This window comes from Bradyrhizobium genosp. P (assembly GCF_049949265.1).
Lineage (GTDB): Bacteria > Pseudomonadota > Alphaproteobacteria > Rhizobiales > Xanthobacteraceae > Bradyrhizobium.
The window spans coordinates 9,248,040-9,273,664 of record NZ_CP188195.1; the positions used below are offsets into that span (position 1 = coordinate 9,248,040).

The window sequence follows — 25,625 nt, forward strand, 5'->3', positions numbered from 1 at the left end:
CCACTTCCGGTTTAGCCCAGTGGGCAGACGTTCTTAGTGTCCGTCGGCACGTCTCAAAGGTGCCATTTGCGGGAGTCGCAATCCAGAGCCAAACATTCGGACGCAACTGGGCCGAGGACTGCGTGACTGCTCTATAAATTGATCTTCTCTTTCGCTAGAACCTGTTGCACGGCCCGACGCTCCAGCAAGCGGTCCTTCAATGCAGTAAAGTTCTTCAAATCCTGCATCGGGTAGCCTCTGTGTTGCCCCCAAACATAGAAAACCAACAGGTAAGGGTCGACGACTGAATACCGATCCGAGAACCAGCGTTGGTTAGCTAACTTGGCGTCGATCTGCAGGAGATAGTCGTCAAAGGTATTGCGACCGGTCTCTTGTATCGCGGGAAACGCCGACGAGTCGGAAGTGTAGCGGTATGGCCGCCACATGTGAGCGACCGAGGGATGAACACTGGTGGCGAGAAAGCCGATAAGGCAAAGAACCCTCGCCTCCGCTATAGGATCTGTGGGCCAAAATCCAAATCGCTTGCCGAGATAAGGCAAGATTGCAACATTCTCCGACAACGGCTCACCGTCGTCGAGAAGTAATGTGGGCACTCGGCCTTGTGGATTTATCTTCAGATAGGTGTCAGATCGCTGTTCGGAATTGGTAAACTGGACATGTTGCGATTGATATTCCTCGCCGGTCTCTTCGAGCACAATATGTGCCGCTAACGAGCAAGCGCCGGGAGAATAGTACAGCTTCAGCATCGCTTTGCCTCCAGCCTCGTAGCCCGCCATCAAATCATGGAATGCCAATTTCGAACAGAGCTAGTGGTCCGCTAGCGGTCAACAGCCCCATTTGGAGGTCGGCAAGTCACTTCCGGTCTACCGAGAGAAGCGGACGATTTCAGTCCAAGTGCGCCCGCGTTCAAGGTCCGGCGCAGCCGTCGCCAATTTGTCAATTAAGCGGCCATGTCCGTTTCGGGCAAACGGCTCTCCAGCACCATGATCGTCAACGAGAGATTGTTGCGTCTTGCCCTAAGATTTCGGGCAAGGACTGGGTAAGCGATGTTGGAGACATCGAAGAGTCCCGTCCGCCTTTCCTCCTCATGGATGTCGGAATCGAGAAGCTGAACTCGCCAACGCAGGTCAGCGATGAGCGCGTGCAGCTTCATGGTGGCGTGGGGATCGTTCGGTAGCGTCTCTAAACGGGACGTCGGCTGCATGGGTCTGCTCCGGTGTGGTACGACCCGAAAAGGCCGTATGGGTTAGAGCAAGCCTGAGCAATCGGAATGCCAGCCGGTTGCGACGTGATCAAAAGTTCGCGCACCCCGGAATCACACGGATGCTGCAGCCTGCAACATGCCTCGAGTTCGTCCACGGAATTGGGCCGGACCGCCAGAGGCGGCCCACGGCAATATCGTGCCGCCGATCCTCCGCTTTGGCAGCGTCGCTGATTTTCGACTGAGTGGCTCGACCGAACTTCGATGGCCAGCCGTTCAAACCGCCGCGAAGCTCTAAAATTGACACATTTATCGACAAAATCAATAGCTTATGTGCCATTTTTTAGGCTTGAAAGCCACTTTTTTTGATGTCAAACTGCTTATGAAACTGATTTGTGACATTGCTCACACTGGCGAAACGGCGAGGACGGACTGACCTCCACCGCTACCCAACGAAACGCTCTACCGAGGCCGCACAGCGCGCTCTCCAAGTTGGTCGCCGCATAGCAGTGGGAGCAGGCCGGACGATCCTGAGGAGGCCCGGCAAGTCTAGAAGATCCCGACCATGCCACCCGGCGATGGGTCGTGCGGTGGTGCTTGTCGATACCGTCTGTCGTCTGGCTGGCGCGGAAAACCTGATCGGCGCGGAATCGGATCAACTGCGACGCGCGATACTAGATCAGGACACACCTCGGCTATTCGAACACCTGCTGGAGGCGTTTTCGCTGCAGGGTATCAGTGATCATGCCGCCCGCAGCTACATGGATCATCATGGCCGTCCGACCTGGCGCGACCTGCATCGAGCAACCGCTCGGCCTCCGGCCTGCTCGAAGCTGCGCAGCTATTGGAGCTTTCACGGTTGCAGTTATCGGAAGAACGGCGGGACGTGCGCTGAGCCAGAGATTATCTCGCGCTGTTCGCTGCCCCGGCATGACCTGCGCAACGGACGACTGAACCGGACCACTTACTCGCTCTTCCTTTTTATCCGCGATGTTGCGGATGGCAACTTGGTCGAGTGGATCGACCAAACGCTTGATCAAGCGAGTTTGGACGGCAGCGCCAAGCACCGCGCCTCACGGATGCGGAGTGCATTGATCGATCCGCTGCGGAACGTTTTCGGCGTGTCCGACAAACTACTGAATATGGCCTTGGCCGATATCTTGATGGCGGCACCGTCGAGCAAACCTACGTGGATAGAGGCAGGCTCTGGCATGATTGCCATCGACACTCTGGTGCACAACTTTCTATTGCGCACCGGCATTCAACGCGGGCTCGGAGCGAATCACGGTTTTGGGCCTGCCTGCTACGCTGAGGGCGGATGCGCCGAGATCATCAGGCATATCGCCTCGCGAATTGACGCAAGACAATTCAATCCAGATTACCCGGCGGTTTTTCCAAGATTCGTCCAGCACGCGATCTGGCGGTATTGCGCTCAGTTAGAACTGAACATCTGCAACGGCAACAACATCGATGATCGTCTTCGATGCAGCAACAAGGGTTGTCCGTTGTTTCGTCGCTGCGAGCGCGTGCCCTTAGCTCGGCCGAAACCTGGCTAACGAAAGTACGGCGCTCGACGCAGGACGTTTGAGTATCAACCAAGACCACAACCAACCCAGAGGCCCGCCACGGGCCTTTCTTGATTCTAGGAGAGCGCCTGATGACCAAGACCCCGAAAAAATCGAAGATGAAAAAGCCAGCTAGCAAGACCGTCGTGAAGCCTGCCGCAAAGACCGTTATCTTGTTCGGATTGGATAAGGACCGCAAGCCGCAAGCTGCGAGGTTCGTCGGCGAAAGCGATGCGCTGCTCGCTAAAGCGGCGGCAGCCATGGGCCTGCGGCTCGCGGTGCCCATTACAAGGAAGCACTTTGAGATCGCCAGCAAGCTTCCGGCTGGTCGTGTTCACGTCACAGGCAACGGGCTCGTGCCGAACGTCCCCCAGGAACTCTACGAACAAGTCAATTCGCTGGTCGGCGGCGAACCTGCCGCAATTTCCGCGTCACTCCCCAAATCTTGGACGCAACTCGGGCCCAGTCATCTCGTCATCGCCCAGGCCACCGTCGCGGATGGCTGGTGGCCCGCAATCATCACCAAGCGAAGCGGCGACACGCTGACACTGAGATGGCGCGACTATCCGGTCGAGCCCGAGATCATCCGTCCAATCAGCGCGGTCGCGCTGCTCTACGCCGATTGAAAGTCGCCATTCGATGAATCGCGGGCTCGGGCTGTTTAGCACGACTTGAGCCTTTCGTTTGACCACCACCACATCACGGACACAACAAATGGACGGCCAGAAAGAAGTTATCCGCCTTCTCAACGATGAACTGCGTCGTGACCTACCCCGTGGTGGCGCGTTCATGACACCTGGCGTAGCAGCTCTTGGCCCAGAATTAGCCGAGCGCATTTTTGACGCCATCACGCTCTACGACGATTTCTCTCGAGATACGGACCCATGGGGTGAGCACGAGTTTGGCTCACTCAAGATCGAGGGTCACACGATCTTTTTCAAGATCGACTATCTCTCGATGGACATGACAATGGGATCGCCCGATCCATCCGACCCATCAGTAACGAAGCGTGTGCTCACAATCATGCTGGCCGAGGAATACTAGAATGAAAGCAGCCACACAGCTTCTGCGCTTGGACTGAGTGTTCGCTAACAAGCATGGGCGGGCTCTGCGCGGCCTGCGTCTCGCCGCGGCTTCTTCGATACATTCAGCGGTGGCAACTGAAGAATTAGTAAAACGGCCTTTTCATTACCGTGCTTTGGGATATCCAATTTTCGATGGCTTGTTCGCCTCGATTGTCGCCGGGGGCGTCGCTTTGCCAAGTCGAGCTCCCCCCACTTTTCCTGCAATACTCAACAGGAAACCACCATTTTCTTGCGACAACGCCCAGATCCGCTACATCTGGCGGGTGACGGCGCTTTCATGACAGCCGGGATTGCTTCTCTTGGCCCCGTGGATATCAACGGGCCTCCGGCCGAAGCCGACTGCTCCAACGACTTTGGTCGCTCGTCCTGTTCTAGGGCATACAATGATCGCAGTATCCGAAACCGTTGCCCAGGGTGGGAAAATCGATCATTCTCAGTTAAAGAAAGCCGACAGATTTCGGTAGTCTTTCCTTTTTTGATCAAGACGTGAGTTTGCTCACATCATTTCTTCTTGTGGTACCTTTGAGGGGGCCGGATGCCGACTTCAAGCACTTCCGTAGCTAGAAGCAATTTGATGCGAGCAGTTGGAGCAGCGGCTTTCGTTTTCACATCAACCTTTTTCTTCCTCACGCAGCCAGCATTAGCGCAAAATCGAGTGGCCCTCGTCATTGGAAATGGCTCATACGAAAAAGTGCCAGAGCTTCTTAACCCGCCCCGTGATGCAGCTGATCTTGGTCGCGCCCTGGAGCGGCTAAACTTCAAGGTCACACAAATAAGGAATGCGACTGCCCAGCAGATGCGAAAAGCCGTTGTCGATTTCGGTCACGCTGCTGAAGGATCAGAGATAGCCGTCGTGTTCTACGCCGGACACGGCATGGAAGTGGGCGGCGAGAATTGGCTGATTCCGATCACGGCAGAACTGCGTAGCGACGCTGATATCGAAAGCGAAGCTATTAGTCTGCGGTCGGTGAGTCTGCAGGTCTCGAAGGCGAGGCAGTTGGGCCTCGTAATCCTTGATGCCTGTCGTAATAACCCTTTTGCTGCGAAGATGAAACGGTCGGTAAATACACGAGCGGTGCCTCGCGGGCTCGCTCCGACGGAACCGTCTGACAACGTTCTCATTGCGTATGCTGCGCGGGACGGCACCGTGGCTAGTGACGGCGATGGCCGCAACAGCCCCTTTACGACGGCGCTTCTTCGACACATTGAGACGCCTGGCCTCGAAATTTCATTTTTGTTTCGTAGGGTGCGCGACGACGTGATGGCGGCCACAAAGCACGAGCAACAGCCTTTTGTGTATGGCTCGCTATCTAAGGAGGAGATTTACCTGAAAGCCCCTGCAACAGGCACCACGACTCGTCCTCCCGGCGATACTGCTGCGTCGGGTCAAACAGAAGACGAGAAATTTTGGCGAGCGATCCTGACATCGACCGTGGCCGCGCTATATGACGAATACTTATCCAGATATCCGAGCGGCAGTCATGTCGCCGAGGCCCGGCAACGAATAAAGGACCTCAGATCGGAAGAAGTTGCTGCGGTATCATCAGCAACTATGTCATCGACGGCGGAAGACACGATTAAGGGAAGTGGCATTTCCGGAGCGAAGCCATCTGACCGAAACTTGTTTACAGCCGACGATAGTCGGAAGATAGCTGCTATCGCTGCAACGCAGCAGCTCGATCTGCCGAAGTTCACGATCTCGCTCAATCAAGATAATCCTCTCAACCCCAATTCAAAGTTCGTCGGTGTATGGTCGAGCAAAACTGGTTGGGGAGATGGCAGCGGCCGCTACGCGATGCTGATCATCACCGAGGTTTCAGCAACTGACCTGGCTCGTGGTTATTACGTTTGGGGTCCACCTGGAAAGAACTCTTGGACAAAGGATGCGGCAGGCTACAAGTCGTTCGCTGAGTATATTGTGAACGGGAAGTTTTCTATCAAAACAGTCCCGGAGATTAATGCAGTGCTGGATGACAAACACGTTCTACACTGCACGTAGCCAAGTTAGACAAGCCTGCAGAAAAGAGCAGGATTGCGCTTCGCCCAATCTGGCAGCTCGTACTGCGTGAAGATGTCGAATCACCGGCCAGGCGTATGCGACCCTCGCGAAATGAGCCCCACAGAAAGGAGAGCGCGACGGGGCCGGGCACACCGCCCAATGTCGGTGGACCAACTATGGAAGATCGCTATCGTGCCTGCAGAAAGCTTGTAAAGGGCTTCGCACGAAGGGAGGCTTGCGCACGAACCGGCGCAATCTAATTTTCGAGACATTGTGCTAGCGGCCAATCCTGCATTCGGCAAGGACCCCGCAACGCATTTGAGGCGATCAAGGGAGAGCACGACGAAACTTTATTCGCGAACACGCTAGTCAATTTAGCCAATCGTGAATGATTGCGTTTATGGAAGATCCTCGCTTCGGCCATCGCCTGAGACGTCGCCTTGGACAATCCGGCACCTGCATTCCCGAAGAAGCTAATTTTCAGCATCGCCTTTCAAAGGGAGAGTTGCTGATGAAACCTTCGCACAAATCCTTGCTTCCATCCGAGCAAAAAATTATCGAGCGGATTATCAAAGTCCGAAAGACGGCCGACCTTGTGTCCAGAAGCAAAGGCCGGTTCAGGGAGTACAGATACCTCCGAGCCGTTCTTCGAGCCTATCAGTGCCTCGACGATAAAGAGCTTCTTTCAGCGATGATGGAAATCGCGCCTGCCGTCTTGATCGTTCCCGTTCGTGCCAATTGGCATCCGCTGCGGGTTATTATCGAGGCAACGATGTGGACTGAAATCGACTATCGGACGCGCAGCCGATGGACCCGAGCCCTTGAGTACGCGATTGCGCAAAACATCGCTAGCGATCAACTGTCGCAGTTTTTTCGCGCAAACAACGGCATCGCCGGTTGCGCCGACTTAACAAGTAGGACGCGGCCGAAAAGACCCAAATCATCGCTACACGTCGCCGGATTGAATTCGAGATGCCCCGCGCGGCCCCAGCTGATATTAAGGCAGAGCCACCTGGGCACCTGAGCTACAACCCCGTCGCGGATAAGGACATGATGCAGAGCATTATCTCGCGGACTAAAGTACGAAAATTCGTGAGTGGCATCGAGTTCACACCCGCGCACGCGCTGAGCGTCGGAACTCCTAACACCCGCGGAGCTTGCCGACGGGGATCAGGGCGTGCGGCGGCTGTACAAACCCGCCCAAGAGGGAGCGGCGGGATCGAAACGGCGCGCCGGGTTTTTTGTAGACGACCTATTGGAGGCGACCGGTCGCGTCTACATCGATTGGAAGCAGGCAAGATCGCGAACATAGCCGCAGCCACCTTTGTGGCGTTGCAGACTAACAAAATTTCCGCCATGCACCCGCCATCGACATGACCTAGGGCGTGTACTTATAAGTTCGTCGCGTCCGCTTTGGTCTCGGAAGCTGACGTTGAAGCCGACATCGCTGCATGTGGGCTTTGGGCCCAGGCTGTGTGAAAACTCTGGCAATTGGAGAAGCCAACGATGCCTCCTCTTGATACTGCGGTGATCGTTCTCGCCGGGATCGCGGTATTTGCAGCCTTCATGAATGGCGCCCTCGGCTATGGGTTTTCATCACTCACCGTGCCGGTGGCTCTAGTTTTCTATACAAATCGCATCCTGAATCCCGCCGTCGTCCTGGTCGAGGTTGTCACCAACTTCTACGTTCTATTCATCAATCTGAAGGGCGTTGCAGCTGTATGGAAAAGGGTGTTTCCAATCGTCACCGGACTCCTCCCCGGCATCGGAATCGGAGCCTTGGTTCTTACTTCGCTTCAGCCAGGCTGGATCAAACTCGGGACCTACACACTTATTCTGCCTCTCATCCTGGTTCAGGCAGCCGGTTGGCGAAGACCAATTCGGTCGACATGGCTGGTCGGTCTTCCCTTTGGAACCGCGCTGGGCGTCCTGTATTCGGTCTCCACCATTTCGGGACCGCCGTTGGCGATCCTGTTCAACAACCAAGGTCTGGTCAAAACCGAGTTTCGGGCCGGTCTGGCATTGGTTCGCGTGGTCGAGTCGAGCGTGACCGCCATCGTCTATTACCAGCTTGGCCTGTTTACAGCTGAAAGCGGGAAGCTCTTATGGGTGTTTGTTCCCTGCGTTGCGGTTGGAGTACCGCTCGGTGCCTACGTCATCCGCCATCTGGATGCCGCGACATTTCGTCGGGTATGTATGAGCTTTGACGCGTGGGTCGTGGGATTCGGTTTCTCCCGCGTATTGATCGAGTTGAATTTGATCGAAAGCCCCTGGGCCTATGTCGTCCTGGCCCTCACAATTTTGGTCGACGCCTATTTGCTGTACATCTTTTTCGCACGGAGAGCGGCCTCAAAGCGCTCGCAAACAACTATTCTTACGCCCGGCGCTCCGAGTGGGCCGGACAATCGCGTCGCTTCGGAGATGACCGAACCTCCGCACGACCCGTTTGCTCCGCTCAACACCTAGCTTGGTTACGTTATAACGATCCTCGCTATCGCCATGCTGGTCATCGCTGTTTTGCCTTCAATTCGTCCGCCGCCCTAGGGCGCGGCACAGTTAGAAACGCGGCCGCACTTGGGTGATCATAAGCCGCCGATGACGACCGAACGGGGCAACTTCTCCTTTATGGCTGGAAGCCGACGTTTAGGAGTACGCGCCCTATAGAGCGATAGCCTTAGCGCTCGTTTCGCATGTAGGGACTTTGCTGCGAGACGAACCTTAGATCAGGATCTGCCGCCATCGCCTGAGGCGCATGCATTCGCGGGATGCTTTCTGGATTGCCCCAAATTACCCAAGCGATAACGCCGACCGCAAGTATTCCCCCACTGATGGCCCAAAGGTCCCGCCTCATTGCGCTTCGCTCCCGTCTGCCATCTTAGATGCATAACGCGGGCCAACCCTGGACGGGTGATCCGAAGGAGCTAAGCGCGCGGTCGCCTTCAACTAGAGCGGGAGTAAGTAAGAGCAACCTGCCGAAGACAACGCGCCTCGACAGAGGCATGTGGCCGTCAGCACGGTCGGGCAAGGCTCGCTAGTGCGACCGGCGGATGGATTTGACTCACGGTGCGGCGGGTTTCTTTATGCGACCTTTTCCGAGACATCGTGTGCATTTCGGGGGAAAGATTTTGTGACCCGGTTGCGTTGGCTGATTGACCTTCTGAAGCCCCGTGCCATCGCAGGCGGGGCAAACTACCTCACTCAAAACTTCGAGCAGTCTTTTCATCGCGATCAATCATTAAAACAAAAGAGTTGAGTTCGTTTTGCGGGACAATAACGGCCAGAGGCTACAGCACAACGAAACTCGCACGTTAACCTAACTGATCAACGTTACCGCCTCAGTGTCAGCGAGAGACACCACGAAACCCCGTTGATCTAACCCTCCGCCGACGTCGCTTTGAGCGCACAACAGACTAAGCGGCTCTTCGGCAGTTTCCGCAGCTGCCAGGATTGGACGGCGGCGCTAGCCCGCTTGGCCTCAGCACAGGCGATTGCTATTTGAACATTCTCGCCGGGATCGACGGCCCGGGGGCCTCCCTCGGATTGGTGCCAACCGCAGTGTTCAAGACTGCCGAAACGCCACCGCAGCGGATTTTTTCATCTCGGTTAGATGCTGGCGGGCGGCGTTGCTGATTGCGCGAATGGCTTGCCAAGCCTCGGTGGCCTCCAGCCAAGCCTTGGCTTCGCGGAATTTTGTATACGCCCAGACAAAGGCTGGAATTTTCATCAGTTTGTCCCGGGTAAGGCTGAACAGGCGCTCGACCAGTACAAGCTTGAGAAGTTCGCCGACGATCAATGTCACGACGCTGCTGAGCAGCTGGCCGGTAGCCGCCAGATAAGCCGCCACCGGTTTGACCGGTTCCAGCATGATCACCGGTACCGAAAACAGCGCCAGCGACGGGTAGGGCCGCAACGATTTGATCCAGGCGCTCAATCGCCTCAACACGACATGCCTGGCAAGCCAGTCCGAGATCGGCTTGGCGATGGCCATGAAAGCCGCATCCACCAAGAAGTACAGGGCGGCCAGAATATAAGTGATCGGTTTCAGAATTCGCTTCACGGGCGATTCTCCTGGCAAAACCAACCCCCGAGAGTTCGAAATGGTTTCACTGGGCGGTGCGACGCGGCCGTTTCGGGGAAATTTTGGTGGCGACACGGTGGCGACATGAGCCAAAAGAAAAGCCGCTCGTTGAGAGCGGCCTTTCAAAAGCTTCAGTCAAAACAGAAGCTTATTTGGTTGCGGGGATAGGATTTGAACCTATGACCTTCAGGTTATGAGCCTGACGAGCTACCGGGCTGCTCCACCCCGCGTTAAACCGTTGCATGCCCTGCAGAAAGAGAACCCGAGGCGGTCGGTCAACGCGTCTGGCGCCGATCGATCCGTCCGGAGGGCTTCCTGAGAAGGCGACCCGGGCCGAAGCCGTCGGGTGCGGGGCGTATGTACCAACGCGAGCCCGGTTTGGAAAGCCCCGCGAGCGCCTTTTTGAGGTTTTTGTGACGCCGAAATCACCGGTTTTCATGACAAAAATTGGCGCCGGGAACCAGCGCTTGCCAGAAACCGAGCAAAAGCGGAGTTTGGCGCCAACAAAATCCGTCAAGGAAACGTCATCCGAGGGGAAATGCCATGGACCGGTCATTGAAGAGCCCCGGCCTGCACGCGCTTGAAGAGACCTTCCAACGCCAGATCGAGCTGTCGCGGAGCGAGCCGGCACCGACCTTGCAGGCGCGGCTCGACCGGCTCAGGCGGCTGCGGGCCGCGGTCACCGAAAACGAGGCGCGATTCGAGGCTGCGATCTCGGCCGATTTCGGCCACCGCTCCGCCGTTGAGACTGTGATCGCCGAGACCATGCTGGTGCTCGGCGAGATCAAGCACGCTGCCAGGCACCTCAAGCGCTGGATGACGCCGCAAAAGATTGCGACCACGGTGCAATTCGCCCCGGGGCGGAATCGCCTGATCCCGCAGCCGCTCGGCGTGGTCGGGATTATCGCGCCCTGGAACTATCCACTGCAACTCACGCTGGCGCCCGCTGTGGCCGCGATCGCGGCCGGCAACCGCGCGATCATCAAGCCGAGCGAGCTGGTGCCGCGGTTCTCCGAGCTCTTGGCCGAGACCATCGCCCGAAAATTCGACGCCACCGAGCTGATGGTGACGGACATTGACGACGACATCGCCAAGGCCTTTGCCGCGCTGCCGTTCGATCATCTGATCTTCACCGGCTCGACCCGAATCGGCCGGCTGGTGGCGGAGGCGGCCGGGCGCAATTTGACCCCGGTGACGCTCGAACTCGGCGGCAAGTCGCCGGCGATCATCGATCGCTCCGCCGACATCGACGAGGCGGCCCGGCGCATTGCCTATGGCAAGCTGCTCAATGCTGGCCAGACCTGCATCGCGCCGGACTATGCGCTGGTGCCGGAAGCATCGGTGCAGCCGTTCGCGATGCGGCTCAATGGCCACATCCAGCACATGTTCGGCACCGACCCCGCCAATCCCGACTACACCTCCATTGTCTCGGACCGGCACTACGCGCGGCTTGAAAATCTCGTGGCCGACGCCGCCGCCAAGGGTGCGAAAATTCTGCAGCCGGCCGCGCCGAACGATCCCGACTGGAAGAGCAAGCGCAAGTTTCCGCCGACCGTCATCGTCGATGCGACGCCGGAGATGACCGTCATGCAGGAGGAGATTTTCGGCCCGCTGTTGCCCGTGATGGGCTATCGCGACGCGGCCGAGCCGATCGCCTACATCAACCAGCACGACCGTCCGCTGGCGCTGTACTGGTTCGGCACCGACAATGCCGCACGAGACGAGGTGCTGGCGCGCACGGTATCCGGCGGCGTCACCATCAACGACTGCCTGTTCCACTTCGCGCAGGCCCACCAGCCAATGGGCGGCGTCGGCGCTTCCGGCACCGGCGCCTATCATGGCGAATGGGGATTCAAGACGCTGACCAAGCTGAAGCCGGTGTTCTATCGCTCGCGCTTCAACCGGCTGGCGGATCTGTATCCGCCCTATGGCGCGAAGATCGCGCGGCTGGAGAAGCTGATGAGGTTTTTGTCGTAGGGGGCTCCAACCGTCATTGCGAGCGAAGCGAAGCAATCCATAGCGCCGCACAACGGATGGATGGATTGCTTCGTCGCTGCGCTCCTCGCAACGACGAACTACAATAAAGACAGGAGGAAACGTGACTGACACTTTCGATTTCGTGGTGGTGGGCGCAGGCTCGGGTGGCTGCGCGGTGGCGGGGAGATTGTCGGAGGATGCGGCGACGTCGGTGGCGCTGCTCGATGCCGGCGGCAGGAACGACAATTGGGTCGTCACCGCCCCGGGCGCACTGGTGCTGATGGTTGCGGGCACCGTCAACAACTGGGCCTTCAACACCGTGCCGCAGAAAGGCCTGAACGGCCGCATCGGCTACCAGCCGCGCGGCAAGGGGCTCGGCGGCTCATCGGCGATCAACGCCATGGTCTACATCCGCGGCCATCGCTCCGACTACGACCATTGGGCCTCGCTCGGCAACACCGGCTGGTCGTTCACCGACGTGCTGCCCTATTTCAAGCGTTCCGAGAACAACGCCGATTTCGACGGCGAATATCACGGCAAGGGCGGCCCGCTCGCGGTCAACAAACTGCGGTCGGACAATCCGGTCCAGCAGACATTCCTGCAGGCGGCACAGGAGGGCCAGTTCCGCATCCGCGACGATTTCAACGCCGACGACCATGAAGGCCTCGGCATCTACCAGGTGACGCAGAAAAATGGCGAGCGCTGGAGTGCGGCACGCGCCTATGTGCATCCGCATATGACAAGCCGCGCCAATCTGCGCGTCGAGACCGGGGCGCAGGCGACGCGAATCCTGTTCGAGGGCAAGCGCGCGGTCGGCGTCGAATACAGGCAGGGCAAGGAACTGAAACAGCTCCGCGCGCGGCGTGAAGTCATCCTCGCCGCTGGCGCATTCCAGTCGCCGCAGCTTCTGATGCTGTCGGGCGTCGGCGATGCGGCTGCGCTCGGCAAGCACGGCCTTGCGAGCGTGCATCATCTGCCAGGCGTCGGACAGAATCTGCAGGACCATCCCGACTTCATCTTCGGCTACATGTCGGACAATCCGAACTTCGCCGGCATCTCGCTGAAGGGCATGCCGCGGCTGATCCGCGCCATCCTGCAATATCGAAGGGAGCGTCGCGGCCCCCTCACCTCGAACTTCGCCGAATGCGGCGGCTTCCTGAAGACGCGGCCCGATCTCGATATCCCTGATATCCAGCTGCATTTCGGCATGGCGATGGTCGACGACCACGGCCGCAAGCGCCATAGCGGCACCGGTTTCTCCTGTCATGTCTGCTTGCTCAGGCCGACGAGCCGCGGCAGCGTCGCGCTCGCAGGCGGCGATGCGATGCAAGCACCGCTGATCGATCCGAACTTTCTCGGCGAAGACGCCGACCTCGAGGCGATGGTCGCGGGCTACAAGACCACGCAGCGGTTGATGGACACCCCGTCGCTGCGCGCCTTGCAGCAGAAGGACATGTTCACCGCTGACGTGCGCACCGACGACGACATCCGCGACATCCTGCGGGCGCGCGTCGACACGGTCTATCACCCGGTCGGCACCTGCAAGATGGGCACTGGCGATCCGCTCGCGGTGGTCGATCCGAAGCTGCGCGTACATGGCCTCGAGGCCCTGCGCGTGGTCGACGCCTCGATCATGCCGACCCTGATCGGCGGCAACACCAATGCGCCGACCATCATGATCGGCGAGAAGGCAGCGGATATGATCAAGGCGGAGATGCGGGGCTGAGCGAGGAAGCTTCCCCGCCCATCGGCTGTGGCCGCCGGCGCGAAGAAATCGTAGCCCGGATGGAGCGCAGCGCAATCCGGGTCTTTCGTGCGCGTGAGCCCCGGATTTCGCTACGCTCCATCCGGGCTACAAAATCAATTCAGCAAGAACCCGTGACGCGCCGGTGAAGAGGATGATTTCTTTACTGTCATCGAATAGGCCGGACATAGGTAAGGTTCCCGGGCAAGGTTCCCCGATCAGCACGGCCGATCGATCGCTACAATTGTGCCGATTGTAATCTTGATTCATGAACCAGAGCGCCGCAGCAGATCGAGCGGAGGTTTCCCATCCATGAACACTTTCGATGCTGTTATTTGCCTCGGCTTGCTGTTCGCGATCGTGACCGGCTTCACCACCGGCCTGTTGCGCAGCGCAGTCACTATCCTCGCTTATCTCGTCGCGATGCCGATCGCGGTCGCCGTGATGTCGATGGTCGGACCCCGCATCGCTGATTTGCCGGCCTCACCTTTTCCTTCCAACGGTGTGTTGTTGTTCGGCCTGTTTCTCGTGATTGGCGTCGTGCTCGGACACCTGGCGCGGACGATGCTCAACGACGCCATCGGTGCCGAGGTCGGGATCGGCGACCGGCTCGGCGGCGCGCTGCTGGGGGCGATCAGGGCCGGCCTCGTCGTGACCACCCTCGTGCTGGTTTTCGACCAGCTGGTGCCGCTGGCCAACCAGCCGCAGTTCCTCAATGGCTCGCGGCTGCGGCCGCTGTTTTCGGCCGTCGGGCAAACCGGGATCCGGTCGTTGCCGCCCGAAGCCACCATGGCGATTGAGCGGTTGAGGCGGGAGCGGCGTATTTAGCCGTCGCTGTTGGCCGGCTGTTGCTGCCCGGCATGCACTTATTGCATTGCACGTCCCTTATCGACAGCGCCGGGCTTGGCTAGACTTGCCCCATCGAACCTTTACAAACCATCCCCAACATCTCAGGGAGAGAACTAGTGGATCTCGGAATCAAGGGCCGCCGCGCCATCGTCTGCGCATCAAGCAAGGGACTGGGCCGTGCCTGCGCCATGGCGCTGGCCAATGAAGGCGTTCACGTCACGGTGACGGCGCGCGGCGCCGAAGCGCTGAAGCAGACCGCCGACGAGATCCGGAAGGCCCATCCCGGTGTTACCGTCACCGAGATCGTCGGCGACATCACGACACCGGCCGGACGCGAGGCCGTGCTCAAGGCCTGCCCCGACCCGGACATCCTGGTCAACAATGCCGGCGGTCCGCCGCCCGGCGATTTCCGCAACTGGACCCGCGACGACTGGATCAAGGCGATCGACGCCAACATGCTGACGCCGATAGACCTGATCAAGGCAACCGTCGACGGCATGATGGCGCGCAAATTCGGCCGCATCGTCAACATCACCTCGGCGGCCGTGAAGGCGCCGATCGATATCCTGGGTCTCTCGAACGGCGCACGCGCCGGCCTCACCGGCTTCGTCGCCGGCCTGTCGCGCAAGACCGTGATCAACAACGTCACCATCAACGGCCTGCTGCCGGGCCCGTTCGAGACCGACCGACTGCGCGGCACCGCCAAGCCTGAGGCCGAAAAGCGCGGCATCCCGATCGAGCAGATCCTGGCTGACCGCGCCAAGCAAAATCCGGCCGGCCGCTTCGGCCACCCCGACGAGTTCGGCTATGCCTGTGCCTTCCTGTGCGGCGACAAGGCGGGCTTCATCACCGGGCAGAACATCCTGCTCGATGGCGGCGCCTTCCCGGGAACGTTGTGAGAGCCGTCTGGTACGAGCAAACGGGCGCGGCGCCGACGGTGCTTGCCGTCGGCGAGATGCCGACGCCCGACGCAGGCCCCGGCGAAGTCCGCATCCGCCTTGAAGCATCTGGCGTCAATCCGGCCGATGTCGGACGTCGCAGCGGCAATTATCGCGCGATGGAATTCCCGCTGATAATCCCGAACAGCGATGGCGCCGGGATCGTCGACCAGATCGGCGAAGGCGTGACGCGTTTTGCCGTCGGCGACCGCGTCTGGCTGTTCAACGGCCAGCGCAACGGCCGCGCCTTCGGCACAGCGGCCGAATTTATCACGCTCGCCGACTATCTGGTGACGACGCTGCCCGAAGATGTCTCCTTCGCCGCCGGCGCGACGCTCGGCATCCCCTGCATGACCGCGTGGTGTGCATTGTTCGCCGACGGACCGATTGCAGGACAAACCGTGCTGGTCACCGGCGGTGCCGGTGCAGTCGGCCATTACGCGGTGCAACTCGCCAAATGGGGCGGCGCACGGGTGATCGCGACTGTCAGTTCGCAGGTCAAGGACATGGAAGCGCGGCTCGCGGGCGCCGACTTCGTCGTCAACTACCGGACCGACGACGTCGTCGCCAAGGTGATGGCCTTCACCGAGAACCGTGGCGTCGACCGCGTGATCGATGTCGATTTCGGCGGCAACCTGGCGACGACCCTTAAGTTGATGGCGATGAATTCGACGATTGCGGTCTACGCCACCAACGGCAACCGTACGCCGATGGTGCCGATGCGCGAGCTGATGGAGAAATGCATCACGCTACGCTCCCTGGTGCTGTTCGCGCTGCCGCCGCCGCTGCTCGCCGCCGCGCAGGACGACATCACCAAATGGCTCGCCTCGGGCACCCGCGTGCACAATATCGCCGGGCAATTCGCGCTGGCCGACACGGCACTGGCCCATCTTGCGGTCGAGAAGGGCGACAAGATCGGTACCGTAATCGTTGATTGCGCGCGATAACAACAAAGAAGGAAACGCCGGATGTACTGGACCGTGGGCAAGGTCAGGATCACCAAGGTCGTCGAGCTCGAGACGGTCGGCAGCACCCGATTCATCCTGCCGCTTGCCGGCCGCGAGGAAATCCAGAACCTGCCCTGGCTGATCCCGCATTTCGCCACTGAGGACGGTCGGCTGAAAATGTCGATCCATTCGCTGCTGCTGGAAACACCCGAACATCGCATCATCGTCGACACCGGGCTGGGCAACGACAAGCAGGGCCGCAACGTACCGACCTGGAACAACCGCAACGATCCGTTCCTGGAGAAGCTGACGGCGGCAGGCTTCGCGCCAGACAGCATCGACACCGTGCTCTGTACGCATCTGCATGTCGACCATGTCGGCTGGAACACGAGGCTCGTCGACGGCAAATGGGTGCCGACCTTCCCGAACGCGCGCTACGTGTTCGGCAAGACCGAGTTCGAGCACTGGCGCGACCACGGCAATGATTCCGCGCATGCCGCCGTCTTCGCCGACTCGGTGAAACCGATCGCCGACGCCGGCAAGGCCAAACTGGCGCCGAGTGACCACCGGCTGACCGAGGAGATCACGCTGATCCCGACGCCGGGCCACAGCCCGGGCCATCTGAGCATCCACATCGCCTCCGGTGGTGAGGAAGGGCTCCTGACCGGCGACGTCGCCCACCATCCGTGCCAGATGTACCATCTAGACTGGTCGTCGACAGTGGATACCGATCAGAAGCAGTCAGCGGCGACACGGCGCGAGCTGTTCTCGCGCTTTGCCGATACGCCCACCCTGGTGATCGGCGGACATTTCAGCGCCGGTCATATCACGCGCGATGGGGATGCCTTCAAATTCGTCTCGTTGGCGTGACGGGGCCGACAGCCTTGAAATAAGGCATCCTTGAAAATAAGGCTGGCTGCAATGCAGCGCGCTCAGGGCCATTGAATTTCCCGGCGCGCTGTTCCATGAAGCTTGCCGAGATATACCAGCAACGATGCTCAAAAACCGTAGGGAGTGATCAACATGAAGCTTGTTCGTTATGGCGAAAAGGGTGCGGAAAAGCCTGGCCTGATCGATAAATCCGGCCAGCTCCGCGACCTCTCGGCCCATGTCAAGGACCTCACCGGCGAGGCCTATTCGCCGGAGTCGTTGAAGAAGCTCGCTGCCCTCGATCCCGCCTCCCTTCCCGCCGTCTCCGGCAAGCCGCGCCTCGGCGCCCCCGTCACCGGAATCTCCAAATTCGTTGCCATCGGCCTGAACTATTCCGATCACGCCAAGGAGACCGGCGCGCAGATTCCGACCGAACCGATCATCTTCATGAAGGCGAACACGTCGCTGTGCGGCGCGAACGACGCAGTCGAGAAGCCGCGCGGCTCCACCAAACTCGACTGGGAGGTCGAGATCGCCGCGATCATCGGCACCCGCGCCAAATATGTCTCGGAAGCCGACGCGCTCAACCACGTCGCCGGCTATTGCGTCTGCAACGACGTCTCCGAACGCAACTTCCAGACCGAGCGCCTCGGACAGTGGACCAAGGGCAAGTCGCACGACACCTTCGGCCCGGTCGGCCCCTGGCTCGTCACCAGGGACGAGATTGCGGACGTGCAGGAGCTGTCGATGTGGCTCGACGTCAACGGCCAGCGTCGCCAGACCGGCTCGACCAAGACCATGATCTTCTCGATGGCGAAGTGCATCTCCTACGTCTCGCAGTTCATGACGCTGCTGCCCGGCGACATCATCACAACAGGCACGCCGCCCGGCGTCGGCCTGGGCATGAAGCCGCCGACCTTCCTCAATGTCGGCGACGTCGTGACGCTTGGCATCGAGGGCCTCGGCGAACAGCGCCAGGAGATCATCGCGGCTTGAGGCCGCGACCAACGCCGACCGTCATTGCGAGGAGCTCGCGACAAAATTGCAAAGCAATTTTGCGCTGAAGCGACGAAGCAATCCATCTGACCGCAAGTTCGGAACGAATGGATTGCTTCGCTTCGCTCGCAATGACGAAACTGCGAGACGTATTCCGCGCATTCTTCAGAGGCCTCCCACATGAAACTCACCTTCTCTCCCGCCTCCCCCTTCGCCCGCAAGGTGCGCATCGCGGCGATCGAGCTTGGCTTGATCGACAAGATCGAGTTCGTGCCGGCCAGCGTCGCACCGGGCCAGGCCAATGACGAATATTCGAAGATCACGCCGCTGAAGAAGCTGCCGGTGCTGATCCTCAACAATGGTGATGTCATTCTCGATTCCTATGTCATCGTCGAATATCTCAACGAGATCGGCGGCGGCCGGCTGATCCCGGGCTACGGCCCGCGGCGCTGGAAGGTGAAGACCGACCACTCGCTGATCAACGGCATGCTCGATTCGATGCTGCTGTGCCGCTACGAGAAGATGGTGCGGCCGCAGGGCTCGCTGTGGCAGGCCTGGCATGACGATCACTGGAATCGGGCCTGGAGCGGCATGGCGCGGTTCGAGGACCGGCCCGAGATGCTGAGTGGACCGTTCGACATCGCGCAGATCGGGCTTGTTTGCGTGCTCGGCTACGCCGACTTCCGCTTCGCCGATTGCGGCTGGCGCAAGGCCTATCCGAAGCTCGAGGCCTTCTACCAAACAATGCTGGAGCGGCCGTCGGTGAAAATTACAGTGCCCCCTGCGGCGTAACGCGAGGTTTTACCATGACCCTTAAATTCACCGTCGGCGACCTCACCATTCATCGCATCATCGAGCAGGAGACCACGTTCCTGCCCGCGCTCGACATGCTGCCCGGACTGACGCCGGACGTGCTCGCGGAAAACCGCGGGTGGATGAAGGCCGCAGGCGCGCTCGACGACAGCGATACGCTGATCCTGGCGTTCCAGTCCTATGTCGTGAAGACGCCGCATCACACCATCCTGATCGATAGTTGCATCGGCAATGACAAGCCGCGGCCGGGGCGGCCGGCCTGGAACATGAAGACCGACGACACCTATCTGCGCGGGCTTGCGTCCGCGGGATTTTCCGTCGGCGACATCGATTATGTGATGTGCACGCATCTGCATGTCGATCACGTCGGCTGGAACACAAAACTGGAGAACGGCCACTGGGTCCCGACCTTCCCCAACGCGCGCTATGTGTTCGACAAGACCGAGTTCGACCATTGGACCGAGACCAACGCAAAGACGGAGGTCGCCCCCTTCATCGACAGCGTGCTACCGGTGGTCGAGACCAACAAGGCCGAGATCGTGCGCAACGATTTTGCCATCGGCGATCATACGCGCATCCTGCCGACGCCCGGCCACACCCCGGGCCATGTCGCCTTCACCTTCGGCCGCGGCAAGGACGACGCGGTTTTTTCAGGCGACCTGATGCACTCGCCGATCCAGACACATTATCCGGAGCTGTCGGCGAAGTTCGACGTCGATCAGGCGCTGGCGGCCAAAACCCGACGCGGCTTCCTGGAACGCTATTGCGACACCGACACGCTGTGCTGCACCGCGCACTTCCCCTCGCCATCGGCCGGCAGGATCAGGCGGAAGGGGAACGGATTCGTGTGCGAGATGGCAAGGTAGGCCCGGCTGCGCTCTACCTCGGCCAACATTTCGGAATATTAGAAGAATACCGCTGAGTTGCCCGACGTGTCAAGTTGCTGGTCTAGAGCCATTTCCGTTCCGATGGAATCGGAACGGGGCTCCAGATTATTGTTTTGACGCGTTTTCTTGACGCGAACTGTATCCACTTCGCTTGAAAACGCTCTAACGCCGGCAGCCGCCGGCTACTTTGCATGAGGTTGTTTTCGATATTTTGGCGGTGCGGTGAGAGGGACAGATGCGTAGGGTGGGCAAAGCCAACGGGTCGCGCGAATGCGCGCCCGATGACAGGCTCCGCGTGCCCACCATCGCGCGCACGGAGCAAGGATGGTGGGCACGTCGCTTACGCTCCTTTGCCCACCCTACGAGGCTGTGAATCTTTTTATGCCATATGTCGGGCTGATGTGATTCTCTTGGCAGGTTGATTTGCTGGAGAGACTGATGGCTGACGACAAGCTGTTCGACGACTTGCCGGAGCAGTCGGCGCCACGGACCGAGGCGATGCCGCGCGGTGCACCTCGGCTGCGGGAGCCGGTGCGCGACCAAGTGGAACTGCGAGCGGTCGATATCGACAGCCTGATTGGGCAGGATCATCCAGCACGGGTGATCTGGGCTTATGTCGAAGGGCTCGACCTCAGTGCATTGGAAGACCGGGTCAAAGCGCGAGAGAACCGGCCGGGTCATCCGGCGCCATCACCCCGGCTGCTGCTGGCGCTGTGGCTGTACGCAACAAGTGACGGCGTTGGCAGCGCGCGGGCGCTGGACCGGCTCTGCAACAGCCACGACGTTTACCGCTGGCTCTGCGGCGGCGTCTCTTTGAACTATCACACGCTGTCGGACTTCCGGGTCGGTTGTGCCGACCTGCTCGACCGTTTGCTGGTCGAGCATCTGATGGCCCTGAGCAAGGTGGGGCTGGTTGATCTGGAGAAGCTGGCTCAGGACGGGGTGCGGATACGGGCGAGCGCAGGAACTGGCTCGTTCCGACGAGAGGCGACGCTAGATCGGCAGATGGCCCAGGCCCAGGCGGTGGTGGAGGACCTCAAGCGCGAGGTCGATGCGGATCCGGAAGCCAGCAATCGGCGGATCCGAGCCGCCAAGGAGCGCGCAGCACGCGAACGCAACGAACGGGTGCAAGCGGCGCAAGCGGCACTGGCCGAGATCAAGCGCAAGCGAAAGCAACTCGACGAAAAAGGCGGCAATGGCAAAAAGCCGAAGGAGCCTCGAGCTTCCACCACCGACCCGCAGGCACGGGTGATGAAGATGGCGGATGCCGGCTTCCGCCCGGCCTACAACGTGCAGGTCGCCAGTGCGGCGGGCGAACTGATCGTGGTCACGGTCGATGTCGACAACAATGGATCAGATCGCGGCCTGATGCGGCCGATGCTGGAACGAACCCACGCATTGCTGAAGCGCTTTCCTCGCCGCCACCTCGTCGACGGCGGGTTCTGCAGCGGCGAGGACATCGAATGGGCGCATGGCGAAGGTATCGAGGTCTACTGCCCTCCGCCTCAATCCAGGAGCGGTGTCGATCCTTTTTTACCCCGGAGCAGCGATGGTCCCGGAGTATCCGCCTGGCGGGCTCGCATGACCAGCGAAGCAGGCAAGGCACAGTACAAGGTCCGTACGATCTGCGAATGCATCCATGCCCGCTGGCGCAACTGGGACCTCAGGCAACTGACCGTGCGCGGTATCAACAAGGTCCGCGCCGTCGTGCTCTGGTACGCTCTCGCCAACAACGTCCTGCAAGGCCATCGCCTCGCCAAGGCATAGTCCCCGCAACCACAGCCGAGCAATCCGACCCGATTGCTCCTCTGCACGCAAGAACTAACGGCTCCTACTTCGGATGCCGCTACACAAACCCAATTGGTTCACAGGCTCTACGGCTCCGCGGCCCCCTCAATCGAACAGGTTCGGCGTGTGGTTCACGACTGCGCCCTCGATCTGCAGCATCTTCAGCTTGGTGACCACGCCGCCATTGGCGGAGAAGCCGCCCGGCTTGTTGCCGGCCGCCAGCACGCGGTGACAGGGCACGACGATCGGACACGGGTTGTGGCCGAGCGCCTGGCCGACGTCGCGCGACAGTTCGACGCCGCCGAGTTGCTTGGCGATGTCGCCATAGGTCATGGTCTTGCCCGGAGGGATCTTCCGCGCGATGTCATAGACGCCGCGGTTGAACTCCGGCACACCGTCGAGATCGAGCACGATATCGGCGAGACCGTTCGGCTTGCCGGCCAGCAGCTCGACCATGCCGTCGATTGCGTGCTGCACCTCGGCCGGCGGGGCCGCCTCGGTGACGTCGCCGTTGCGCTGAAAAATCCGCTTGCGGGTCTTCTCCTCATTGCCCATCGGCAATTGCACGGCGGTCACGCCGTGCTCGCCCCATACGATGCCGCAGGCGCCGATCGCGGTGTCGAAGATTGCAAAATGCTGGCCTGTCATGGCTCGCTCCAGATTTTCCCTAGTATCTTCCCTGGCTCATGCGACGGAGCCTGATGCTGGGCTGGAATCTAGGCTTGGAGAATGTTGCTATCCACCCGAATCCTGTGGGAACTTCGGCTAAATCAACAGTTTCCGTCACCCGCCACTCCGCGAGCCGCCCATGCAAAGCCTCCACGTCAACGGTTTCGACATGCCCTATCTCGACGTCGGCCAGGGGCCGCCGCTGGTCTGCGTCCACGGCTCGCTGTGCGACTTCCGGATCTGGTCGGCCGTGCTGGGGCCGCTGACGCAGAAACATCGCGTGATCGCGGTCAGTCTGCGGCACTTCTTTCCGGCACAATGGGACGGTGTCGGCGACACCTATTCGATCGTCCAGCATGTCGATGACGTCATCGCCTTCATCGAAAAGTTCGACACCAGGCCCGTCGACCTGATGGGGCATTCCCGCGGCGGCCACATCTCGTTCCGCGTCGCGCAGCGGCGGCCAGACCTGCTGCGCAAGCTGATCCTCGCCGAGCCCGGTGGCGAACTCGACGGCACACTCGATCCTGATTTTCAGCCCGGCCCCTCGCCGCTGGCGGCGCGGATCGCGGCGTCCGCCGAGGCCATCGCCAAGGGCGACGTCGACGGCGGCATGCAGATCTTCATCGATGCGCTCGAGGGCCCTGGCGCATGGAAGCGCCTGCCGGCCGCGCCGAAGCAATTGCTGCTCGATAATGCCGTGACGCTGATCGGCCAGACCCGCGACAAGCGCCCGCCCTTCTCGAAAGCGGATGCACAAGCGATCCGCGCGCCAACGCTCTTCATCGGCGGCGCCAACACCAAGGGCGCGCTGCCGAAGGTGCTGCACGCGCTCGCCGCCCATGTGAAGGGCTCGCGCACCGAGATGATCGCGGGCACCACGCATCCGATGTTCGAGCAGGCGCCGCGACGCTATTGCGAGATCGTGTTGGAGTTTTTGGCAAGCTGACCGCGGCACGCCTACTTTACCTCGCCCCGCTTGCGGGGAGAGGTCAGATCGCATCGACAGATGCGATCCGGGTGAGGGGGTACAGGTCTAACCAACCACACTGCTCGCGGAGAGAGCCCCTCACCCCACCCCTCTAAGAGCCAGCTTCGCTCGTCTCGACCCCGTGAAGAACGGGGAGAGGGAGAAGCTCACACCTTCCACGCACCGACCGGCTGGCGCACGGCGACGTTCAGCCGGTTCCAGATATTGATCGTCGAGATTGCGAGCACCAAGGCGGCGAGTTCGTGTTCGTCGAAATGCTTGTCAGCCTCGTTCCATACCGCGTCCGGCACCGGATCCTCGCGGTCGCTGAGCCTGGCCACCGCCTCAGTCAGCGCCAGCGCCGCGCGCTCGGGTTCGGTGAAATAGGGCGCATCGCGCCAGGCGGCGACGGCAAACAGGCGTTCGTCGGTCTCGCCGGCGCGCCTGGCGAGCCTCGGGTGCATGTCGACGCAAACGCTGCAGCCGTTAATCTGGCTGGCGCGCAGATGGACCAGTTCGAGGAGTTTTTCCGGCAGGCCTTGCTTGGTGGTTTCGCTGAGCGCCTGCAACTAGTCTAACCACAGTGGTCGCCCGCATTTGCCTCGACATGCTGCGATCACGCAAATCGCGGCGCGAGGAACCGATCGGCCCGCACGTCCCGGAACCAGTCGCGGACAATCACGCCGAGCGCGAATCCGAAATGACGGATTCCGTCGGCGCGGCGCTGCTCGTCGTGCTGGAGACATTGGCGCCGGCGGAGCGGCTGGCTTTCGTGCTGCACGACATGTTCGCGGTACCGTTCGAGGAGATCGCACCGATCGTCGGCCGCACCCCGGCCGCCGCGCGGCAACTCGCAAGCCGCCCGCGGCGCCGCGTGCAGGGCGCGCCGCCCGCGCCGGATACGGATTTCAGCCGGCAACGCGGGATTGTCGAGGCTTTCCTCGCGGCGGCTCGCAATGGCAATTTCGAGGGGCTGCTCGCCGTTCTCGATCCCGACGTGGTGGTGCGCGCCGATCGCGCTGCGCAGCGCCTTGGCTCACTCCCGGAAATTCGCGGCGCCACAGCGGTCGCCGAAAGCTTCAAGGGACGCGCGCAATCGGCGAAGCCTGCGCTGGTCGATGGCGAGATCGGGATTGCCGTCGTCCTGGGCGGCCATCTGCGCATCGTGCTGCGGATCGCGATCGCCGGCGACAGGATCGCTGCGATCGACGCGGTGGCCGAAGCCGAGCAGATCGAAACGTTCGATGTCGAGGTGCTCGATCAGGGCTGATGCGGCTGGAGACGTTGGAGCCGCAATGCGGCGGGCGGCTCCTTCTCGTATTGCATACTCTCGGGGCAGCACCTGTAAGGCAGGCACCGCCGGACGGTTCCCTCCCCCGTGCGGGCCCTTGCGGGGGAAGGTTAGGGAGAGGGGGGCCGCTTGTTCCGCTGCTCATTGGGTCGCTCCCTCTGCTGGAGTGAGGCCTTGACCGGGCGCGGGGTCCGCGTTAGATTTTTTCCTGAACACGGAATTCCGTATTCTACTTGGATTGATCCGCATGATCCCGTTGGACCCGCTTCCGAACCTGATCGATCAGGTCTATGCGCGAATCCTCGAGGCGATCATCGACCGCACGCTGCCGCCGGGTCAACGCATCACCCAGAACGAATTGGCCGAAAAGCTCGGCGTCTCGCGTCAGCCGGTGTCGCACGCGCTGCATTTGCTGCATCGCCAGGGCCTCGTTGCCGAAAGCGGCAGGCGCGGCTTCGAAGTGACGCAACTCGATCCGCAGCGCATCCGCCAGCTCTATGAAGTTCGCGGCGCGATCGACGCGCTGGGGGTGCGGCTTGCGGCCGGGCGAGTTCAGATAGATGCCGCCGCACGCGCAAAGCTTGAAGCCGCGCTCGAAGCCGGTCGCGCGATCGACGGCACCACGCCGCTGGCGCGCCTGATCGCGCTCGACGTCGACTTCCACAGCGCGATCTATCGCCTCGCAGGCAATTCGGCGATCGAGGAGATGATCGCACCGCAATGGCCGCATATGCGCCGCTCGATGGCGACCGTGCTCGCCGAGCTCGATTATCGCGACAGCGCGTGGACCGAACACGAGATGATCGCCGCGCATATCTTCGCCGGCAATGCCGCAGCGGCCGAAGCTGCGGCGCTGGCACATGCGCAGACCGCGGGACGCATGACGGAAGAGAAATTGAGAGCGATCAACGTAGCGGCGTGAACAAAGTCGTCATGGCCGGGCTTGAACCGGGCGCGA

At 60.7% G+C, this 25,625-nt stretch carries 23 protein-coding genes, 1 tRNA gene and 1 pseudogene; 19 read left to right on the top strand and 6 right to left on the bottom strand.

Features of this window, described 5'->3' with window-relative positions; all coding sequences use genetic code 11:
- Nucleotides 1–131: 131 nt before the first annotated feature.
- Complete coding sequence (locus ACP2YO_RS44465; protein ID WP_426437462.1) at nucleotides 132–746, bottom strand: glutathione S-transferase family protein; 615 nt, start codon at nucleotides 744–746, stop codon at nucleotides 132–134.
- Nucleotides 747–940: 194 nt separating this feature from the next.
- Nucleotides 941–1,204 carry a hypothetical protein gene (locus ACP2YO_RS44470; protein WP_426437463.1) on the bottom strand — a complete coding sequence of 88 codons (264 nt, stop codon included), beginning with the start codon at nucleotides 1,202–1,204 and terminating at the stop codon, nucleotides 941–943.
- A 587-nt stretch (nucleotides 1,205–1,791) separates the two neighbouring features.
- Here ACP2YO_RS44470 and ACP2YO_RS44475 point away from each other — a divergent pair.
- The 6 genes from ACP2YO_RS44475 to ACP2YO_RS44500 all read left to right on the top strand — a co-directional run bounded on the left by ACP2YO_RS44475 (nucleotide 1,792) and on the right by ACP2YO_RS44500 (nucleotide 8,316).
- The gene (locus ACP2YO_RS44475) at nucleotides 1,792–2,757 is read left to right on the top strand and encodes a hypothetical protein (protein WP_426437464.1); all 966 of its coding nucleotides are present in this window, start codon (nucleotides 1,792–1,794) and stop codon (nucleotides 2,755–2,757) included.
- Between the two features lie 101 nt (nucleotides 2,758–2,858).
- Complete coding sequence (locus ACP2YO_RS44480; RefSeq protein ID WP_426437465.1) at nucleotides 2,859–3,392, top strand: hypothetical protein; 534 nt, start codon at nucleotides 2,859–2,861, stop codon at nucleotides 3,390–3,392.
- Nucleotides 3,393–3,480: 88 nt separating this feature from the next.
- The gene (locus ACP2YO_RS44485) at nucleotides 3,481–3,810 is read left to right on the top strand and encodes a DUF3768 domain-containing protein (protein ID WP_426437466.1); all 330 of its coding nucleotides are present in this window, start codon (nucleotides 3,481–3,483) and stop codon (nucleotides 3,808–3,810) included.
- Nucleotides 3,811–4,425: 615 nt separating this feature from the next.
- Nucleotides 4,426–5,850, top strand: coding sequence for a caspase family protein (locus ACP2YO_RS44490; protein WP_426437467.1), 1,425 nt, complete (start codon nucleotides 4,426–4,428; stop codon nucleotides 5,848–5,850).
- Between the two features lie 400 nt (nucleotides 5,851–6,250).
- Complete coding sequence (locus ACP2YO_RS44495) at nucleotides 6,251–6,874, top strand: hypothetical protein (RefSeq protein ID WP_426437468.1); 624 nt, start codon at nucleotides 6,251–6,253, stop codon at nucleotides 6,872–6,874.
- Between the two features lie 482 nt (nucleotides 6,875–7,356).
- The gene (locus ACP2YO_RS44500; RefSeq protein WP_426437469.1) at nucleotides 7,357–8,316 is read left to right on the top strand and encodes a sulfite exporter TauE/SafE family protein; all 960 of its coding nucleotides are present in this window, start codon (nucleotides 7,357–7,359) and stop codon (nucleotides 8,314–8,316) included.
- 1,093 nt (nucleotides 8,317–9,409) lie between these two features.
- Here the strand turns inward: ACP2YO_RS44500 and ACP2YO_RS44505 are convergent.
- Both ACP2YO_RS44505 and ACP2YO_RS44510 read right to left on the bottom strand, forming a co-directional pair.
- Nucleotides 9,410–9,907 carry a hypothetical protein gene (locus tag ACP2YO_RS44505; protein ID WP_426437470.1) on the bottom strand — a complete coding sequence of 166 codons (498 nt, stop codon included), beginning with the start codon at nucleotides 9,905–9,907 and terminating at the stop codon, nucleotides 9,410–9,412.
- Between the two features lie 174 nt (nucleotides 9,908–10,081).
- Nucleotides 10,082–10,158: transfer RNA gene (locus ACP2YO_RS44510), tRNA-Met, on the bottom strand.
- Between the two features lie 313 nt (nucleotides 10,159–10,471).
- Here ACP2YO_RS44510 and ACP2YO_RS44515 point away from each other — a divergent pair.
- From ACP2YO_RS44515 to ACP2YO_RS44560, 10 genes are all read left to right on the top strand, one after another.
- Nucleotides 10,472–11,905 (top strand): coniferyl aldehyde dehydrogenase, encoded by a 1,434-nt coding sequence (locus ACP2YO_RS44515; RefSeq protein WP_426437471.1) that lies wholly within the window; start codon nucleotides 10,472–10,474, stop codon nucleotides 11,903–11,905.
- Between the two features lie 121 nt (nucleotides 11,906–12,026).
- Nucleotides 12,027–13,631, top strand: coding sequence for a GMC family oxidoreductase (locus ACP2YO_RS44520; RefSeq protein ID WP_426437472.1), 1,605 nt, complete (start codon nucleotides 12,027–12,029; stop codon nucleotides 13,629–13,631).
- Between the two features lie 330 nt (nucleotides 13,632–13,961).
- Nucleotides 13,962–14,477, top strand: coding sequence for a CvpA family protein (locus tag ACP2YO_RS44525; protein ID WP_426437473.1), 516 nt, complete (start codon nucleotides 13,962–13,964; stop codon nucleotides 14,475–14,477).
- A gap of 137 nt (nucleotides 14,478–14,614) precedes the next feature.
- Nucleotides 14,615–15,397, top strand: coding sequence for an SDR family oxidoreductase (locus tag ACP2YO_RS44530; protein ID WP_426437474.1), 783 nt, complete (start codon nucleotides 14,615–14,617; stop codon nucleotides 15,395–15,397).
- Nucleotides 15,394–16,383 carry an NADPH:quinone reductase gene (locus tag ACP2YO_RS44535; protein WP_426437475.1) on the top strand — a complete coding sequence of 330 codons (990 nt, stop codon included), beginning with the start codon at nucleotides 15,394–15,396 and terminating at the stop codon, nucleotides 16,381–16,383. The genes ACP2YO_RS44530 and ACP2YO_RS44535 overlap by 4 nt, the downstream gene beginning before the upstream one ends.
- A gap of 21 nt (nucleotides 16,384–16,404) precedes the next feature.
- Nucleotides 16,405–17,253 carry an MBL fold metallo-hydrolase gene (locus ACP2YO_RS44540; protein ID WP_426437476.1) on the top strand — a complete coding sequence of 283 codons (849 nt, stop codon included), beginning with the start codon at nucleotides 16,405–16,407 and terminating at the stop codon, nucleotides 17,251–17,253.
- Nucleotides 17,254–17,406: 153 nt separating this feature from the next.
- A complete protein-coding gene (locus tag ACP2YO_RS44545; protein ID WP_426437477.1) occupies nucleotides 17,407–18,249 on the top strand; it encodes a fumarylacetoacetate hydrolase family protein in 843 nt (280 codons plus the stop codon).
- A 180-nt stretch (nucleotides 18,250–18,429) separates the two neighbouring features.
- On the top strand, nucleotides 18,430–19,041 hold the full coding sequence (locus ACP2YO_RS44550) for a glutathione S-transferase family protein (RefSeq protein ID WP_426437478.1): 612 nt from the start codon (nucleotides 18,430–18,432) through the stop codon (nucleotides 19,039–19,041).
- A gap of 14 nt (nucleotides 19,042–19,055) precedes the next feature.
- Nucleotides 19,056–19,928, top strand: a complete 873-nt coding sequence (locus tag ACP2YO_RS44555; protein ID WP_426437479.1) for an MBL fold metallo-hydrolase — start codon at nucleotides 19,056–19,058, stop codon at nucleotides 19,926–19,928.
- Nucleotides 19,929–20,387: 459 nt separating this feature from the next.
- Nucleotides 20,388–21,716, top strand: a complete 1,329-nt coding sequence (locus tag ACP2YO_RS44560; RefSeq protein ID WP_426435964.1) for an IS1182 family transposase — start codon at nucleotides 20,388–20,390, stop codon at nucleotides 21,714–21,716.
- Between the two features lie 126 nt (nucleotides 21,717–21,842).
- Here ACP2YO_RS44560 and ACP2YO_RS44565 read toward each other — a convergent pair whose 3' ends face one another.
- Nucleotides 21,843–22,385: a methylated-DNA--[protein]-cysteine S-methyltransferase gene (locus ACP2YO_RS44565; protein WP_426437480.1), complete on the bottom strand. Its 543-nt coding sequence runs from the start codon at nucleotides 22,383–22,385 to the stop codon at nucleotides 21,843–21,845.
- Between the two features lie 160 nt (nucleotides 22,386–22,545).
- Here ACP2YO_RS44565 and ACP2YO_RS44570 point away from each other — a divergent pair, with 160 nt between their 5' ends.
- Nucleotides 22,546–23,355, top strand: a complete 810-nt coding sequence (locus tag ACP2YO_RS44570) for an alpha/beta fold hydrolase (RefSeq protein ID WP_426437481.1) — start codon at nucleotides 22,546–22,548, stop codon at nucleotides 23,353–23,355.
- Between the two features lie 188 nt (nucleotides 23,356–23,543).
- Here the strand turns inward: ACP2YO_RS44570 and ACP2YO_RS44575 are convergent, their stop codons facing one another.
- The gene (locus ACP2YO_RS44575) at nucleotides 23,544–23,945 is read right to left on the bottom strand and encodes a carboxymuconolactone decarboxylase family protein (RefSeq protein ID WP_426437482.1); all 402 of its coding nucleotides are present in this window, start codon (nucleotides 23,943–23,945) and stop codon (nucleotides 23,544–23,546) included.
- Nucleotides 23,946–23,950: 5 nt separating this feature from the next.
- On the opposite strand from ACP2YO_RS44575, the pseudogene ACP2YO_RS44580 reads away from it, so the two are divergent.
- A pseudogene (locus tag ACP2YO_RS44580) lies at nucleotides 23,951–24,646 on the top strand (sigma factor-like helix-turn-helix DNA-binding protein); the annotation flags it as partial.
- 268 nt (nucleotides 24,647–24,914) lie between these two features.
- Nucleotides 24,915–25,589, top strand: coding sequence for a GntR family transcriptional regulator (locus ACP2YO_RS44585; protein WP_426437483.1), 675 nt, complete (start codon nucleotides 24,915–24,917; stop codon nucleotides 25,587–25,589).
- Nucleotides 25,590–25,625 lie beyond the last annotated feature (36 nt).